This is a genomic window from Actinospica durhamensis (genome assembly GCF_018139695.1).
Taxonomy (GTDB): Bacteria; Actinomycetota; Actinomycetes; order Streptomycetales; family Catenulisporaceae; genus Actinospica; species Actinospica durhamensis.
This window is the reverse complement of sequence record NZ_JAGSOG010000220.1, coordinates 1-15,081: the sequence shown is the minus strand read 5'-3', so window position 1 is coordinate 15,081 and position 15,081 is coordinate 1. Positions and strand designations below refer to the sequence as shown.

Sequence of the window (15,081 nt, the reverse complement as noted above, 5' to 3'; positions counted from 1 at the left end):
GGGTTCCGCGAGCGGCGGGGGCGGCCTGCGGCCGGTCGACTACGACGTCCGGCAGTACCGCAACTATCAGCGTGGCAGGGCACTAACGCCGGAGCAGCGGGCGTCCTGGATCGAGGCGTACGCCGCGCGGCTGCCCGCGACTCGGCCGTTGCGCGGGCTCGACCTCGGCTCCGGGACCGGGCGCTACACGCGGGCGCTGGCGGAGGCGTTCGGGCCGGTGGTGGGGGTGGAGCCGTCGGCGCGGATGCGTGAGGTGGCGCGGGCGGCGGAGCCGGGGATCGACTTCCGGGAGGGGCCGGCCGAGACGATTCCGTTGGCGGACGGATCGATCGACTACACGCTGCTCTTCCTGGTCTGGCACCACGTCGCGGACAAGGCGAGAGCGGTACGGGAACTGACCCGCGTCTCGGCGCCCGGGGCAATGATCCTGCTGCGTTCGCAGCTGCGCGACCGGATGCCCAAGCCCTGGTGGCTCGCCTATTTCCCACGCGGCTACGAGGTCGACGCGGCCATGTACGAGTCCTTAGGCGAGGTGCACGGCCGGTTCGCCGACGGCGGCTGGGCACTCGCCGGGCTCGATCTTGTGAGCGAGTACTACCGGGAGACCAAGGCCGAGGCGCTGGAACGCCTGCGGCTACGGCCCTACTCGACCTTCGAGCACTTCACCGACGAGGAGACACACCTCGGCTTCGCGCGCCTGGAACAGGCCGTCGCGGAGGATCCCGACGGGCCGGTGCCGGTCGTGGAGTCGACGTTACTGAGCTTCACGCGCAGATAGCAGATAGCAGATAGGGGTCGACGAAATTCCGTTGCGCTGACGAGCGAAACCGCGAGAAGCTAAGGCACATATCCGGGAGAGACATCAATCAGGAGGCGAACAGCATGTACCGCGAGTACGCGCGACTGTGTGGCCTTCGGTGTCTGTGCCTTCTCGCGCTCCCGGAGGACGCCGCGGCCTGACCGTCGATCAGACGGCAATCGCCGCCCGCCGGGACAGCTCCCGGACCGGGCGGGCTTTTCGTATTCCATCCCTTCTTTGCACGCCCTCGTAGCCCAACGGCAGAGGCACGGCGTTCAGGACGCCGCACGTGTGAGTTCGACTCTCACCGAGGGCACGCTCCACCGCACCACACGAACACGCGCTCGTGCCGCAACTGGAAGACGGACCGGCCCGAGGAGCCGGGGGTTGAGGGTTCGACTCCCTCCGAGCGCACGCACCACCCGTACGGCCGCGCGCCCATGCTGGTTTCTGATCAAGCGTTCAAGCCCTGAAAGAGCGTTATGTAGCGTCCCGGCGAGGTGATCTCTTACTCGTCGGGTTTGGGCTTTAGCCCGCCGCGCGGCGGGTGAGGCACCTGGCCACCAAGCACTGCTTTCCGGTCACGACGAATTTGATGTTGAGTCCGGCGACGGCGGCACCGAGAGCGAAGGCGGCCGCGATGAACCAGCCGTCGGCGCTGGGACCGCTCACTCTCAGCCCGTAGCCCGCCACGGTGAGCGAGGCCAGGACAAGGCCGCCGAGCGCGCTCGCGTAGACGCGGGCCAGGCGCAGGTGCCGTTCGAGGAAGTGTCGGGCTGCCGCGAGAATCAGCCCGGTCGGGATCGCGCATGCGAGGCCGACCAGAGCCCCGATGATGCCTCCGATGACCGCCAACACGAGCACGCCGAAGAGCGGCCAGCCGCCCGGAGGGCCGAAGGCCATACCGACGGCAAGAAGCCCGCCGGCCAGCACCCCCATCGTGATGCCGGCAGCAAGCGCGCGCAGCATGACGATTTCCCAGGAACCCTCTTCCATCAGTGCCCTCCCCAGGGTCGAATTCTCCTACTGCCGAGTATGACAGCCGCACTGATGCGCTGATCGCGGCAGGGCGCCGGACCACGGGCGCCCTGAGGACCTGTGAACGCTCAGAGGTAGCGCCGGTAGCCCTGGGCGCGGGGTTCGAGGCCGAGGGCGCGGTAGAAGGCGTGGGTGCCCTCGTTCTTCGAGGCGCTGATGAGCTGGATCTTGTAGGAGTGCGTCTGCTGAGCCAGCTCGGTGACGGCGTCGAACAGGGCGGTGCCGACGCCCTGGCGGCGGACGCGCTCGGCCACGACTACGTTCTCGACGACCAGGTAGGGGCGGGCGCCGCGGGTGAGGTTGGGCAGCAGGGCGCAGTCGACGGTGCCCACGACGTCGCCGCCGAGCTCGGCGACCAGGATGGTGCGGCCCGTCTGTGCGGCGATGTGCTGCCAGACCTCGGCGACGCGCTCGGGGGCTACCGGCGGGTCGGTCGGGTGCAGCTCGGCGTACAGGGAGAGCAGGGCCGGAACATCGGACGCAGCGGCGGGGCGCACGGAGGTCTTTGTCGGCATGGGCGCGACCTTATCAAGACTCGAGATCAAGACACGAGATCATGACTCGAAACCGAGGCGCGAGGTCGTTGATCGAGTGCTGATTTCAAGACTGCCGGTGCGCGCTGAGCAGGTTTTGCGGTGCGATGCCCGGTTACCCGAGAGGCGATCGGTACGGGATGAACCGTTACCTGGAGGTGTGATGATGGTACGCACGCATGGATCAGGCAGGGTGCTCGCCAGCGTTCTGGCGGTGGTCGCGCTGGTCGTCGGTGCGTTCCAGGGCTGGATCGCGTTTCGGACCGGGGACAAGCTGACGCTGCACTCCCTGACCCAGAACAACTTCGGCGCCACGAACGACATCGTCAAGAGCGTCGGTGGTCTCAGCATCCTGCTCGCCCTGATCGCGGTGGTCGCGCTGGTGGACCCCAGCGCGTGGCTGACCCGGCTGGCCGGGGCCGCGGCGGTGGTCGTGTCGGTGATGTTCGCCGTCGAGGCCTTCCGCCACTACGGCCACCAGTTCGACGCCACCCTGCACGGCACGCGTCCGGGCTTCTGGCTCGAGCTCGGGGCCGGCGTGGTGCTGCTGATCGCGGGCAGTTTCGGCTCGCGGAGCACGGTGGTCGCGGTGGATGAGAACTCGCAGACGCTGGTCGAGGCCCGGGGCTGACGCGGAAAGCTCCGTCAGGGCACGAGCAAGGGATCGGAACGATGGTCACGCGGTCCGGCTGCGGGCGAGAGCCCGCAGGCCGGCCAGCGTGGCGAGCACGGTGAGGGCGAGATAGACCAGCCCGGCCTGGAAGCCGCGGCTGTCGGCGGCCGCCGGGCTCAGGCCGGTCGCGCCCGCGAAGTGGAAGAACACGATGCCCACCAGCGCCACGCCGAGGGCGCCGCCGACCTGCTGCACCGCGGCGAGGGTGCCGCTGGCCGCGCCGGTGTAGGCGGGTTCGATCGCGGCCAGCGCCCGGCCGAGCAGCGGGGTGAGCACCAGGCCCTGGCCGAACCCGGCGAGGGCGAGTACCAGCGCGAGCAGCGTCCGGTCCGTCAGCCGCGGGTCGGCTGCCGTGGCCAGGAACGCTCCGGCGTACGCGGCGAGCAGGACGAAGGTGCCGACGGTCAGCGGACGGTCGCCGTAGCGCTCGGCGAGTCGGCGGCCGAGCAGCGAGGAGATGAAGAAGCCGAGCGCCAGCGAGGTCACCTCGAGCCCCGAGTGCACCGGTGACAGGCCCTGACCCTGCTGCAGTTGCAGGGCGAGGATGAAGAAGAACGAGCTCAGCCCGGCGTAGAAGGCGAAGACGCTCAGCAGCCCGGGCAGAAAGCCGCGCTGGGCGAACAGCGGCGGAGGCAGCAGCGGCGCCCGCCCGGCCCGGTGCAGCCGCAGCTGGTGTCGGGCGAAGGAGGCCAGGATCGCCGCGGCGCCGGCCAGGCAGGGGTAGCACCAGGTCGGCCAGCCCAGGGCCCGGCCCTCGGTCAGCGGCCCGATGAGCAGGACCAGGCCGGCGAACAGCAGCACCCCGCCGGTCACGTCCAGCCGGGTGGCGGCGCTCGGCGCGAGCGAGGGAATCAGGCTACGCACGGCAGCCAGCGCGAGCAGGCCGACCGGGACGTTGATCAGGAAGCACCAGCGCCAGCTCAGCCCGAACAGGTCGGCGCTGATCAGAGCGCCGCCCACCAGCGCGCCGAGGGCCGCGGCCAGGCCGATGGCCAGCCCGTAGTACGTCATCGCCCGGGCCCGCTCCTGCGGCGCGAACAGGGCCTGCACCAGGGCCAGCACCTGCGGGAAGAGTAACGCGGCGGCAATACCCTGCACACCGCGCGCGACGACCAGGGCGGATGCGTCGGGCGCGAGTGCGCACAGCAGCGAGGCGACGGTGAACCCGGCCATGCCGAGCTCGAACGCGCGCCGCCGGCCGAGCCGGTCGCCCAGCCTGCCGCCGGTGACCACGAGCGCTGCGTAGGCCACCGCGTAGCCCGCCACCACCAGCTCGGTCTGCCCGCTGCTCGCGCCGAGCCCGGACTGGATGGAGGGGATGGCGACGTTGACGATGAAGAAGTCCAGGATCGGCATGAACACGCCGGTGAGCGCGGCGATCAGGCCCCACCAACGGCGGGCCGCAGCGCCGCCGGCCACGGGGCCGCCGGGAGCGCCGGGAGCGCCGGACGTGCCGGTGCGGGGAGCCGGGATTGTCGTAGAGGTCATACATCCAGGCTGACGGCTCGCCGAAGGTTGATCCAGAAGGGACTTATCATGGTATGCGCGCTACCAGGTTCGGTGACGAATCAGGGCACGTAGCCGGGGGCGGTCACGACCGAGGGGAGAACGCCATGCCGGGGTCACGCGAACGCCGGGCCGAGCTGTCCGACTTCCTGCGCGGCCGCCGCGAACGGCTCTCGCCGCAGCAGGTGGGGCTGGCGCCGGGCAACGGCCGCCGGCGCACGCAGGGGCTGCGGCGCGAGGAGGTGGCCGTGCTCGCGGACGTCTCCCCGGCCTGGTACACCTTCCTGGAACAGGGCCGGGACGTGCGCGCCTCGCCGCAGGTGCTCGAAGCGCTGGCCCGCGCGCTGCGCCTGGACCCGGCCGAGCGCGCCCACCTGTTCCTGCTGGCCCGGAGCGAGGCCCCGCCGCAGGCGGGGGCGCAGTCCGAGACCGTGCTGCCCGCGCTCGCCGCCCTGCTGGGCCTGCTGGAACCGAATCCGGCGTTCGTCACCGGCCGTCGCTGGGACGTGCTGGACGCCAACCGCCCGGCCCGCGAGCTGTTCACCGACTGGCTCGCCCGGCCCGCCGACCAGCGCAATATGCTGACGTGGGTGTTCACCGAGCCGCGGGCCCGCGAGGTGCTGGTCGACTGGGAACAGGAGGCGCGCGCCCTGCTCGGCCGGTTCCGGGCCGCGGCCGGACGCTACGTCGAGGACCCGGCCTTCACCGACCTGATCGACACCCTCCAGGCCGCCTCCGCCGAGTTCCGCACCTGGTGGGCCCGCCACGACGTGATCGACCGGGGCAGCGGGAGCAAGGCCATGGCCCACCCGCGCATCGGCCGCGTCACGCTGAACCACACCGCGCTCAACGCCGCCGAGAACGCGGAGCAGCGGCTCGTGGTCTACTACGCCGAGCCCGGCAGCCCGGACGCCGCCCGCCTGCGCGAACTGCTCGAGCCGGCGCACCGGGCGGTGGGCTGAGCGGCCGGCTGAGCCGGTCGGCCGGCCCCGCGAGCTGAATCAGGGTCCTCCTAGGGGTGTGCGTCAGGGTTCGATCAGGGTAGGCGCGCGGACTGTCCCCGATGCCCGAGGAGCCGGTGGGGGTGCATGCTCGAAGAGCGGGGGCGCCGCTCTCCGCGGACCTCAGCCCGTCGCAGACCTCAGGGGGAGTACACGATGTCCAAGTCCAAGTCCGAGTTCCGCAGGCCGTCCGGGCAGACGGTGCGCGCCGTGATCGCCGGAGCCACCCTCACCGCGCTGGTCGGTATGGCCGCGCTCGCCGGGAGCACCGCGCAGGCCTCACCCGCCACCGCCGCCATGGCGCTGCCCGCGGCGGCGATGGCCGACCGGCGTGACGCGGTGCACCTGACCGCGTACGCGAACGGCGACGGATCGAGCGAGACGGTGGTGCTCACCGGCGCGATCGGCGACTACGGCCAGGCGGTGTTCGTCTATCCGGACGGCTCGGTGGACCCGGACCACGACAGTGAACTGAGTCTCCAGCTGAGCCGGGGCACGCTGCGGCTGGACATCGCCCCGCTGGACAAGGCTTTCGTCGCGGCCGTGGTCCACGACTTCCCGACCAACGCCGCCACCTGCTCCGGCAGCGCCTCGGTGACGCGCAAGGCCGCGGTGGTGGCGGGATCCGGCACCGGTGCGTACCGGAACGTGACCGGCAGCTTCACCCTCACCGCCACGCTCGACGAGGTCGACGCGGCCGGCACGTCCGCGCCGTGCGACGGGACCGGGGCGATCCTGGGACAGGTGATCGTCATCACCGGCCCGGGCGTGGTCGCGTTCTGAAACATCCACCGAACAATTCCGCTACCGTGTACTGCACTCTCCATGCGCCCGCTGAAATACGTACTCAACAATCGGATGAGAGTGCTGACGCGGGCGAATTCCCGCAACGCTAAAGGGCCATTGCCCAGCCTTTGCTCCGGCTTTGCGCGCAGCAGGCACGCCGTTCGTCATTCTCCGTCTCAACACCGGTACGACACGACGCACCGGTTCGAGACGGAGGACACATGCCCCGCCTGATACCCACGCTCGCCTTCGCGGTCACCGCCGCGGCGGTGGGCCTCGGCGCGAGCCCGGCGCTCGCGGCCACGGTGCCGGCAGCTGCCGCCGCGCCCGCGGCCACGGCGCACTTCAGCGCCCCGGCCACCTCGGCCGCCGGCTACGCGCACAGCGACGCGATCCGCAACAACGCGAAGTCGCACAAGGTGAACGCGACCGCGAACGCCACGCCGTCGGGCTACGGCCCCTCGAGCATCCAGTCGGCCTACGCGCTGCCCTCGAGCACCGCCGGCTCCGGCGAGACCGTCGCCATCGTCGACGCCTACAACGACCCGAACGCCGCGGCCGACCTCGCCGTCTACCGCAGTGAGTTCGGCCTGTCCGCGTGCACCGTGGCCAGCGGCTGTCTGAAGATCGTGAGCCAGACCGGCTCCACCACCTCGCTGCCCGCGAAGAACGCCGGCTGGGCCACCGAGGAGTCGCTCGACCTGGACATGGTCTCGGCCACCTGCCCGAACTGCAAGATCATCCTGGTCGAGGCCACCACCTCCTCGAACGCCAACCTGGGCAAGGCCGTGAACGAGGCCGCCTCCCTCGGCGCGAACGCGATCTCCAACAGCTACGGCGGCAGCGAGTCCTCCACGGACACGACCTACGACACGAGCTACTACGACCACCCCGGCATCGCGATCACCGCGTCCTCCGGTGACAGCGGCTACGGCGCGCAGTACCCGGCGGCCAGCCCCTACGTCACCGCGGTCGGCGGCACCTCGCTGAGCACGGCCTCGAACACCCGCGGCTGGACCGAGACCGCGTGGTCCGACGCGGGCGCGGGCTGCTCGGCCTACGACGCGCAGCCGAGCTACCAGGCGAGCGTGGGCACCGGCTGCGCCAAGCGCGCCATCGCCGACGTCTCCGCCGTGGCCGACCCGAACACCGGTGTCGCCACGTACGACTCGACCTCGTACGAGGGCTACGTCGGCTGGCAGGTCTACGGCGGCACGAGCGTGGCCTCGCCGATCATCGCGAGCGTCTACGCCCTGGCCGGCAACACCTCCTCGGTGGACAACGCCGCTCTGGCCTACGCCAACACCGGCTCGCTCTACGACGTCACCTCCGGCAGCGACGGCTCCTGCTCGGTGAGCCAGCTGTGCACCGCGCGGGTCGGCTGGGACGGCCCGACCGGCCTCGGCACCCCGGACGGCGTCGGCGCCTTCTAGGCCGCCCGCACCCCGCACTCTCCGCACCCCGGAGTAGTACAGCAGGACCCTGCGCCCGCCGCGTCATCCACGCGGCGGGCGCACGGCTGTGCTGCGGTACGGTCGTGCGCATGGCTGACACCCGGCTGACCCCGCCGTCCTACCTGGTCCTGGGCATCGTCGAGAAGCTGGGCGAGGCCAGCCCGTACGACGTGAAGGTGGAGGCGGCCCGCACGGTCGCGCCGTTCTGGTCGATGCCGCACGCGCAGGTCTACACGCAGTGCGACCGCCTGGTCGAGGCCGGGCTGCTGTCCGAGGCGCGCCAGGCCGGCGGACGCAACCGGCGGGTGCTGCGGCTGACCGAGCAGGGCCGGGCCGCGCTGCGCGGATGGCTTGCCGACCCGGAGTTCGTACCGGTGGAGGCCAGGGAGCGGGCGATCCTCAAGCTCTGGTTCGGCGCCGAGCCAGACGTGCTGGCCCCGGCTCAGCTCGACGCCCACTGCGACACCCTGGCGAACTACGAGGGCCTGGCCGAGAGCGTCGGGGAGCTGCTCACCCGCGGTCAGCGCGAGGCGGTGGAGTTCGGCATCCGGTACGAGCGGATGATGGTGGAGTTCTGGCAGTGGGTGCACACCCGCGATGCCGCCGAGTCCTGATCCGCCCGCGTCCGGATCCGTTCGAGCCCTGATCCGCCCGCGCCCCGGCCCGTTCGAGCCCTGATCTTCGCGCGCCCTTGACCCGGCGTCGGCTCCGCACTACCTTCCCGATAGTCCAATCTGGACTATCGGACGTACCCGGGTGCAAGGGAGCCGTGATGGTCATGCCCAGCAAGCCCGCGTCCGCGTGGCAACGGCTGCGCCGCGCGCGATGGGGACGCGCGGCCCTGATCGCCACGGTCACGGTGTGCGTGGGCTACGCGCCCATCGCGATGACCGAGCTGTGGCCGTACGCCAGCCCGGGCGCGCCGGCGATCGGCCGGCGCCTGCTGGCCGACGCGGTCTCGCCGCAGTACGTCGCGCAGGCGCTGGCCACCCGCCTCACGCCGTATCAGCGTTCGCTGATCCCGTTGATCGTGCACTCGGTACTCGGCGGCATGCTGATGCTGCTCGGTCCGCTGCAGCTGCTGACCGCGCTGCGGCGGCGCAGGCGGCTGCACCGCGCGCTCGGCGTCGTGTTCGCGGCGGCGGTCTACGCGTGTATGGCCGCGGCCGCCGTCTATCTCGCCCGCACCCCGCCCGCCCAGGCCTTCAGCGGCGCCGCGTTCTGGGTGGCGCTCGCGGCGATCCTCGTCGGCACGGTGTTGAGCGTGACGTTCGGCATCCTCGCCGCCGTCGCGCGGATGCCGGACGTACATCAGCGCTGGATGCTGCTGTGCTTCGGCTTCCTGATGAGCGCTCCGCTGCTGCGGCTCGAGTGGGGCGCGCTGCCGATGCTCTACCCGGGCCTGCCTATGGCGAGCATCAACGAGATCGCGATCATGCACCTCGGCTCGGTGTGCGCCTTCGGCGGGCTGCTCGCCGCGCGCACGATCGACCGCCGCCCGACCGTGCGCGGCGTCGAGGGAACGTGGGTGCCGACCTCGGCCCTGGTCGCCGTGCACGTCGCCGGCGCCGCCGCGCTGGTCTGGATCAGCCGCGCGTATCTGGGCTGGGGTGTCGACGGCACGCGGAGGCTCACCTGGTACCTGATCCCGTTCGCCGTGACCTGGGCGATCATGACGTACGGTCAGGTGCGCGCGGGCCGCACCGGGCGGACCTGGGCCCGGGAGGAATGGCGGGTGCAGCAGGCGTTCCTGTGCCTCGCGCCGCTGCTCTCGCTCGTGGTCGCGGCCGCCGTCCAGCGCTCCGTGGCCGTCGACGCCGAGACCGCCATGACCGCGGGGGTGAGCGTCGGATGCGGCACCACGGCCGTGTTCGCCACCGTCGTCGTGAGCCTGCGCCGGTACCACGCCCGCGAGACGGTCCGGCGGCTAGGGCAGGCGGCCGGTTCCCGCGCGGGCGTCGTGGCGGCGCCCGTCGAACTCAGCGAGGCGGGACAGGCGTGAGCGCCGAGACCACCCCGACGCAGGCCGCCGCCGAGGTTGCCACCACCACCACGGCCGTCTGGCGTCCGCTCACCCCCGGCCTGAGCGTGCTCGCCGGCACGGTCGCCGTCATCAGCATCCTGACGGGCCTGGTCCTGATCGGCCCCAGTCTGGCCGGGCACGCCTTCGGCGCCTGGACCTCGCCGTCCCCGGTGACCCAGGGGCTGCTCGGCGCCGCGATGCTGGGCGTCGCGCCGGGGCTGCTCGAGGTCGGCCGGGCGCGGACCTGGCAGGAGGCACGGACCCTGGTCTGGCCGCTGGCGACAGTCGTGGTGGGCATGTTCGTGCTCTGCCTGGTCGATCACCGGGAGTTGCAGATCATGCACGGCGGCCCGATCCTGGCCGTGTTCTTCAGCCTCGGCTGGGTGGGCGTCTTCGCGGTGCTGAGCCTGTGCGTGCTCGGCTGCGTGGCGCGCCAGCTCGCGTGGCCCGCGCAGGAGGACGGCGACGCGGCGTCACCAGAGCCGCCGACGTCCACGGAGCCGCGGACGTCCACAGGGCCGGCGCGGGTGGCGCTGCCCGGGTGGACCAAGCCCGCGCTCGCGATCCTCGGCTCGTCCTGGTTCGGCATCGGCGCCGGGCTGGTGCTGCGGCCCGGCTTCTGGTCCGCGTTCGTGCCGTGGAGCGTCACCCGGCTCGACGCACAGGCCCTCGGCATCTGGGCTGGTGCGCTCGGCGTCGGCGTTCTCGGTACCCTTGCCGAGGACGACCTGGCCCGGGTACGCCCGGCGCTGCGCTCCAGCGGCGCGACTGCCCTGGCCCTGGGCCTCGTGCTCGCCGCGCATCCGGGCGGCGTGCACTGGACGGGTGGACCCGCGTTCTCGCTGCTGAGGATGGTGGCGGGCCTGCTGGTGAGCAGCGTGGCGGGGCACCGGATCCTGGCCGCCGCGTCGTCCCACTGATCGGGAACAAGCGCCGGGTGGCGCGTGTTGCCCGACTCGGCGGACAGCGTCGTGTCGCCTTCCGTCCCCTGACTTCCGTGGAAGGTTGTTACATGCTCACCGGCGCCGTTCGCCGTGCCCTGCTCGCCCTCGCCGTGGGCGGATTCGCCATCGGTACCGGCGAGTTCGTCATCATGGGTCTGCTGCCGCAGGTGGCCTCCAGCCTGGCGGTCTCGATCCCGCAGGCCGGACAGCTGATCTCGATCTACGCGCTCGGCGTGGTCGTCGGCGCGCCGCTGCTGACCGCGATATCCGTGCGGTACCGCCGCAAAACGGTACTTATGGTGCTGATGAGCTGGTTCGCCGTGGGCAACCTGCTCTCCGCCGTCGCCCCCACCTTCGGCCTCGCCCTGGCCGCCCGCTTCGTCTCCGGACTGCCGCACGGCGCGTTCTTCGGCGCGGGCGCGGTGGTGGCCGGATCCCTGGTGGAGCGCACCCGCAGCAACAGCGCGATGGCCGTGATGTTCGCCGGTCTGACGGTCGCGAACATCGTCGGCGTGCCCTTCACCACGATCCTCGGCCAGCACGCCGGCTGGCGTCTGGTGTACGCGATCGTGGGCCTGATCGCGCTGCTGGCCGTGGCCGCCATCGCGGTGGCGGTGCCGGGCGACCCGGTGTCGGCGGACGGCGCCGAGGGGCGGGTATCGCTCGGCCGGGAGCTGCGCGCGTTCGGCAAGCCGGAGGTGTGGCTGGTGCTCGGCGTCGCGATGCTCGGCGGCGGCGGTCTTTTCGCCACCTTCAGCTACATCACGCCGATGATGACGAACGTGACGCACTACGCCGACTCCTCGATCACCTGGCTGCTGGTCCTGTTCGGCCTCGGCATGACCGTGGGCAACCTGGTCGGCGCCCGGCTCTCGGACCGCTTCCCCGCCCGCACTCTGGTGATCTCGCTGTTCGCCGAGATCCTGGTGGCCCTGGCGTTCCTCGTCTTCGACCACAACCGGATCACCGCGGCACTGGCGATCTTCCTGTTCCCGCTGACCGCGCTGGCGGGCCTGCCCACCCTGCAGGGCCGGATCATCGCGCTGGCCGGGGGAGCGCCCAACCTGGCCGCCGCCTCGATCCAGGCCGCGTTCAACATCGCCAACTCGATCGGCGCCTACCTCGGCGGCCTGGCCATCTCGGCCGGCTACGGGTACGGCTCGCCCAACGCGGTGGCCGCGATCCTCGTCACGATCGGCCTGAGCCTGGCCCTGGTCGCGGTGAAGGTGGAGCGGCGGTCGCGGCGCGCGCCGGAGAATCCGTCACTCGCGGTCGAGGAGTTCGAGCTGGTCGCGAAGTCCTGACCGGCTCCGCGCCGCGCGCTTGCCGGGCACGGTGACGCAGGGGCGAGAGAGCGCTCTCAGTGGTGAACGGGCTCTCGCCCCCGCCGCACATGCGGCCGGGCCGGTCCCGGAACCGCCCGCCTCGACGGTAACCCGCGTCACCAGAACTCTGATTTACCTGAGAGAGCGCTCCAGCAGTCTGTTATAACTGGTCCATGGCCATCAGTGACGCCCAGCGGACCGCCCTGCCCACCCTGGAGGACGTGGCGCGCGCGGCCGGGGTCTCGCGGGCCACGGTCTCGCGGGTCGTCAACGGCGCCCCGAGCGTCTCCCCCGAGTTGCAGCGCGTGGTCCAGGACGCCATCGCGGCGGTGGGCTACGTGCCGAACCGGGCCGCCCGGCAGCTGATCACCCGGCGGAGCGGAGTCATCGCCCTGGTGATGTCGATCGCCCCCGGGTCTGCTGCGGACGCGTCCGCCCTCGACGCCGGCGCACCCGACGACGCGGTCTTGCGCGATCCGGCCCCCGACGGCGCCGCCTCCGAGGACGCGTCCCCCGACGCGTCCGCCGACACCGCGGTCGACCGTGTCTTCGCCGACCCCTTCTTCGGCCGGATCGTCGCGGGTGTGCTCGGATTCCTGCGCCCGCTGCACCTGCATCCGTTGCTGATGCTGGCCGAGGACGAGGCCTCGCGGGCCCTGGTGCTCGACCATCTGCGGCAGGGCGCGGCCGACGGCGCGCTGGTGGTCTCCATCGATCCGGCCGACCCGCTGCCGGGCCTGCTCGTGCAGGCCGGGCTGCCCGCGGTGTTCTTCGCCCGGCCCGAGCGGCCGCTGCCGGTGCGCTACGTCGACCTCGCCCACCAGGACGGCGGCCGGCTCGCCGCCGAACGGCTGCTCGCGCAGGGCCGGCGCCAGGTCGCCGCGATAGCCGGGCCGCTGTCCCTGCACGCCGGGCGCGCGCGGCTGGACGGGTTCTGCGACACCATGGCCCGGCACGGCGTCGCCTACGTGCCCTACACCGTCGGCAACTTCACCCAGGACAGCGGCGAGCGGGCCATGCGCGAACTGCTCGAGCGCGAGCCGGAGCTGGACGGGGTCTTCGCCGCCAACGACCTGATGGCCGTCGGCGCGCTGCACGTGCTGCGCGAGCGCGGCCGGCGGGTGCCGCAGGACGTGGCGGTCATCGGCTTCGACGACAGCAGCGCGGCCGCCTCCGCCCGCCCCCGGCTGACCACTGTGCGCCAGCCGGTCGAGGCCATGGCGGCCCGGATGGCGCAGCTGCTCCTCGAGCGCCTCGACGAACCGGACTCCCCGCCGCGCGCCGTGCTCTTCGACACCGAACTGGTCGTGCGCGCCTCGGGCTGAGCCGAGGCGCGCACGGATTCCGCAGGGTGTTCAGTGCGCCGGACTCACGGGGTGTACACCCCGAACTCGTAGAGCGAGTAGCCGTACGTCGTGCCGCGGGCGGTGCCGTACATGCGGACGTAGCGCCCTGAGACGCCGCTCAGGTTGATGCTGTCCACCCCGCCCACGCCGGTCGTGGTGGAGTACACCGTCGTCCACGTGCTGTTGTCGTTCGACACCTGGATCTGGTACGCCTGCCCGTAGGCCGACTCCCACACCAGCTGCACCCCGGAGATCGGGTAGCTCTTGCCGAGGTCCACCTCGATCCACTGCGGGTCGCTCCAGTCGCTCGCCCAGCGGGTGGCCAGGCTCCCGTCCGTGGCGTCGCTGGCCGGGTAGGGCGCTCCGGTGCCGGTGCTCTGGTACGAGGACGCCGTGGTGGTGCTGTTGAGCGCCACGTTCAGGCCCGGCATCGTCGCGGGCACCACGTTGATCGAAGCGGTCTGGATCCCGGCGTTGCCCTGGTCGTCGTACACGTACACGTCGACCTTCCACACGCCGATCTGGTCCGGCGCGGTCGCGGTGATCGTGCCGCCCGAGGTGGTGAAGGTCGCGCCCTGCTGGGCCGTGGCCGCGTTGATGTACTTGCTGTTGTACTCCACGCTGTAGCGCAGCGGCGCGCCGATCGGGCTGCTCGCCCCGACGTTGATGGTGTACGTGCCGCCGGCCGGGACCGCGGTCGGGTCGCTGATCGTCATGCTGGAGATCACCGGGGCCTGATTCACCGCGTTCTGCCCGCCGTAGAGGGCGTTGAGCTCGTAGAACGAGTCCCGGCGGTAGTCCCCGGTCATGAAGTTGAACCAGATCCCGCCGAAGTCGTTCTCCACGCCGTAGTTGAACAGCGTCGCGCCCAGCGCCACCCCGCTCGCCCCGGTCACGCAGCCCCAGTCGGTCGCGTAACCCTGGGTCGAGGCCTGGTCGGTGTCCTCGAGCGGCACGCCGTTCTCGTCGTTGGCCACCTCCCACTCGCCGGACGGGCCGGCCTCGGTCAGGATGTAGGGCTTCGTGTACCCGCCGGACTGCCAGGCCGCCTGCACGCCGCAGGCCGCGCCGTAGGAGTTGACCGCCATCAGGTCCAGGTCGGGGGTGTACTGCTGGTAGTAGGGCCAGGCGCCCACCCAGGCGTCGGTGGAGGTGACCGGGTGGTTCGGGTCGGCGGCGTGGATCGCGTCGACGACCTTCTCCACGAACTGCGCGTAGGCGATGCGCTCGTTCGTCAGCTGCGTACCCGAGTACGTGCTCGAGAGCGAGTTCATCACCTCGTTCCCGACGTCCCACATCAGTACGCCGCCGTTGGATTTGTACTGGTTCACCAGCGAGACGATGTTGTTCAGGTCGCTGGTCTCATCCGTGGTGTCGTTGATGTAGTCCTCTGACTGGCTCAGCCAGAAGCCCATGATCACCTTCACGCCGTTGGCGTCCGCGGCGTTGAGCAGGTCGGCCGTGTCGGTGCTGTCCGTGCCCCAGGTGCGCACGGTGTTCGCGCCGGTCGCGGCGATCTGCGGCAGGTAGTACGCCGCGTCCGTGTTGGCCGGCCCGTACGTCACGCCCTTGATGTAGTAGGGCGCGCCGTTCACCGAGAGCCCCCAGTTGCCCTGGCTGCCGGTCACCTTGACCACGCTCGGGGTGTTGGGC

General features: G+C 71.6%; 14 protein-coding genes and 2 tRNA genes. 12 read left to right on the top strand and 4 right to left on the bottom strand.

Features of this window, described 5'->3' with window-relative positions; all coding sequences use genetic code 11:
- The 3 genes from KDL01_RS30585 to KDL01_RS30575 form a co-directional block, all read left to right on the top strand.
- Window positions 1-778 (top strand): class I SAM-dependent methyltransferase (locus tag KDL01_RS30585; protein WP_246577223.1); only part of this gene is annotated, 778 nt, incomplete at its 5' end.
- A 264-nt stretch (window positions 779-1,042) separates the two neighbouring features.
- Window positions 1,043-1,115, top strand: a tRNA-Leu gene (locus KDL01_RS30580).
- A gap of 24 nt (window positions 1,116-1,139) precedes the next feature.
- Window positions 1,140-1,213 (top strand) — tRNA-Leu (locus tag KDL01_RS30575).
- Window positions 1,214-1,327: 114 nt separating this feature from the next.
- Here the strand turns inward: KDL01_RS30575 and KDL01_RS30570 are convergent.
- Window positions 1,328-1,795, bottom strand: a complete 468-nt coding sequence (locus tag KDL01_RS30570) for a hypothetical protein (protein WP_212532132.1) — start codon at window positions 1,793-1,795, stop codon at window positions 1,328-1,330.
- A 110-nt stretch (window positions 1,796-1,905) separates the two neighbouring features.
- Window positions 1,906-2,352 (bottom strand): GNAT family N-acetyltransferase, encoded by a 447-nt coding sequence (locus KDL01_RS30565; RefSeq protein ID WP_212532131.1) that lies wholly within the window; start codon window positions 2,350-2,352, stop codon window positions 1,906-1,908.
- A gap of 211 nt (window positions 2,353-2,563) precedes the next feature.
- On the opposite strand from KDL01_RS30565, the gene KDL01_RS30560 reads away from it, so the two are divergent.
- Window positions 2,564-3,001: a hypothetical protein gene (locus KDL01_RS30560; RefSeq protein ID WP_212532130.1), complete on the top strand. Its 438-nt coding sequence runs from the start codon at window positions 2,564-2,566 to the stop codon at window positions 2,999-3,001.
- Between the two features lie 45 nt (window positions 3,002-3,046).
- Here the strand turns inward: KDL01_RS30560 and KDL01_RS30555 are convergent, their stop codons facing one another.
- Entirely contained in the window at window positions 3,047-4,531 is a 1,485-nt protein-coding gene (locus tag KDL01_RS30555) for an MFS transporter (protein ID WP_212532129.1), read from the bottom strand.
- A 125-nt stretch (window positions 4,532-4,656) separates the two neighbouring features.
- On the opposite strand from KDL01_RS30555, the gene KDL01_RS30550 reads away from it, so the two are divergent.
- The 8 genes from KDL01_RS30550 (at window position 4,657) to KDL01_RS30515 (ending at window position 13,407) form a co-directional block, all read left to right on the top strand.
- Window positions 4,657-5,511 (top strand): helix-turn-helix transcriptional regulator, encoded by an 855-nt coding sequence (locus KDL01_RS30550; RefSeq protein WP_212532128.1) that lies wholly within the window; start codon window positions 4,657-4,659, stop codon window positions 5,509-5,511.
- A 195-nt stretch (window positions 5,512-5,706) separates the two neighbouring features.
- Complete coding sequence (locus KDL01_RS30545; protein ID WP_212532127.1) at window positions 5,707-6,333, top strand: hypothetical protein; 627 nt, start codon at window positions 5,707-5,709, stop codon at window positions 6,331-6,333.
- A gap of 224 nt (window positions 6,334-6,557) precedes the next feature.
- A complete protein-coding gene (locus tag KDL01_RS30540; RefSeq protein WP_212532126.1) occupies window positions 6,558-7,769 on the top strand; it encodes a S53 family peptidase in 1,212 nt (403 codons plus the stop codon).
- A gap of 110 nt (window positions 7,770-7,879) precedes the next feature.
- Window positions 7,880-8,404: a PadR family transcriptional regulator gene (locus KDL01_RS30535; RefSeq protein ID WP_212532125.1), complete on the top strand. Its 525-nt coding sequence runs from the start codon at window positions 7,880-7,882 to the stop codon at window positions 8,402-8,404.
- A 164-nt stretch (window positions 8,405-8,568) separates the two neighbouring features.
- Entirely contained in the window at window positions 8,569-9,792 is a 1,224-nt protein-coding gene (locus KDL01_RS30530; RefSeq protein ID WP_212532124.1) for a DUF2306 domain-containing protein, read from the top strand.
- Window positions 9,789-10,733 (top strand): hypothetical protein, encoded by a 945-nt coding sequence (locus tag KDL01_RS30525; RefSeq protein ID WP_212532123.1) that lies wholly within the window; start codon window positions 9,789-9,791, stop codon window positions 10,731-10,733. Before KDL01_RS30530 ends, KDL01_RS30525 begins: the two co-directional genes overlap by 4 nt.
- 77 nt (window positions 10,734-10,810) lie before the next feature.
- Entirely contained in the window at window positions 10,811-12,061 is a 1,251-nt protein-coding gene (locus KDL01_RS30520) for an MFS transporter (RefSeq protein ID WP_212532122.1), read from the top strand.
- A 194-nt stretch (window positions 12,062-12,255) separates the two neighbouring features.
- Window positions 12,256-13,407: a LacI family DNA-binding transcriptional regulator gene (locus tag KDL01_RS30515; RefSeq protein ID WP_212532121.1), complete on the top strand. Its 1,152-nt coding sequence runs from the start codon at window positions 12,256-12,258 to the stop codon at window positions 13,405-13,407.
- Between the two features lie 44 nt (window positions 13,408-13,451).
- Here KDL01_RS30515 and KDL01_RS30510 read toward each other — a convergent pair.
- Window positions 13,452-15,081: galactose-binding domain-containing protein (locus KDL01_RS30510; protein ID WP_212532120.1), on the bottom strand; the 1,630-nt coding region annotated here is incomplete at its 5' end.

Excerpts from the sequence above, each read along its gene's own strand:
- KDL01_RS30570 (WP_212532132.1), bottom strand. The coding sequence starts at position 1,795 with ATGGAAGAGGGTTCCTGGGAAATCGTCATGCTGCGCGCGCTTGCTGCC.
- KDL01_RS30565 (WP_212532131.1), bottom strand. The coding sequence starts at position 2,352 with ATGCCGACAAAGACCTCCGTGCGCCCCGCCGCTGCGTCCGATGTTCCG.
- KDL01_RS30555 (WP_212532129.1), bottom strand. The coding sequence starts at position 4,531 with ATGACCTCTACGACAATCCCGGCTCCCCGCACCGGCACGTCCGGCGCT.
- KDL01_RS30550 (WP_212532128.1), top strand. The coding sequence starts at position 4,657 with ATGCCGGGGTCACGCGAACGCCGGGCCGAGCTGTCCGACTTCCTGCGC.
- KDL01_RS30545 (WP_212532127.1), top strand. The coding sequence starts at position 5,707 with ATGTCCAAGTCCAAGTCCGAGTTCCGCAGGCCGTCCGGGCAGACGGTG.
- KDL01_RS30540 (WP_212532126.1), top strand. The coding sequence starts at position 6,558 with ATGCCCCGCCTGATACCCACGCTCGCCTTCGCGGTCACCGCCGCGGCG.
- KDL01_RS30535 (WP_212532125.1), top strand. The coding sequence starts at position 7,880 with ATGGCTGACACCCGGCTGACCCCGCCGTCCTACCTGGTCCTGGGCATC.
- KDL01_RS30530 (WP_212532124.1), top strand. The coding sequence starts at position 8,569 with ATGCCCAGCAAGCCCGCGTCCGCGTGGCAACGGCTGCGCCGCGCGCGA.
- KDL01_RS30515 (WP_212532121.1), top strand. The coding sequence starts at position 12,256 with ATGGCCATCAGTGACGCCCAGCGGACCGCCCTGCCCACCCTGGAGGAC.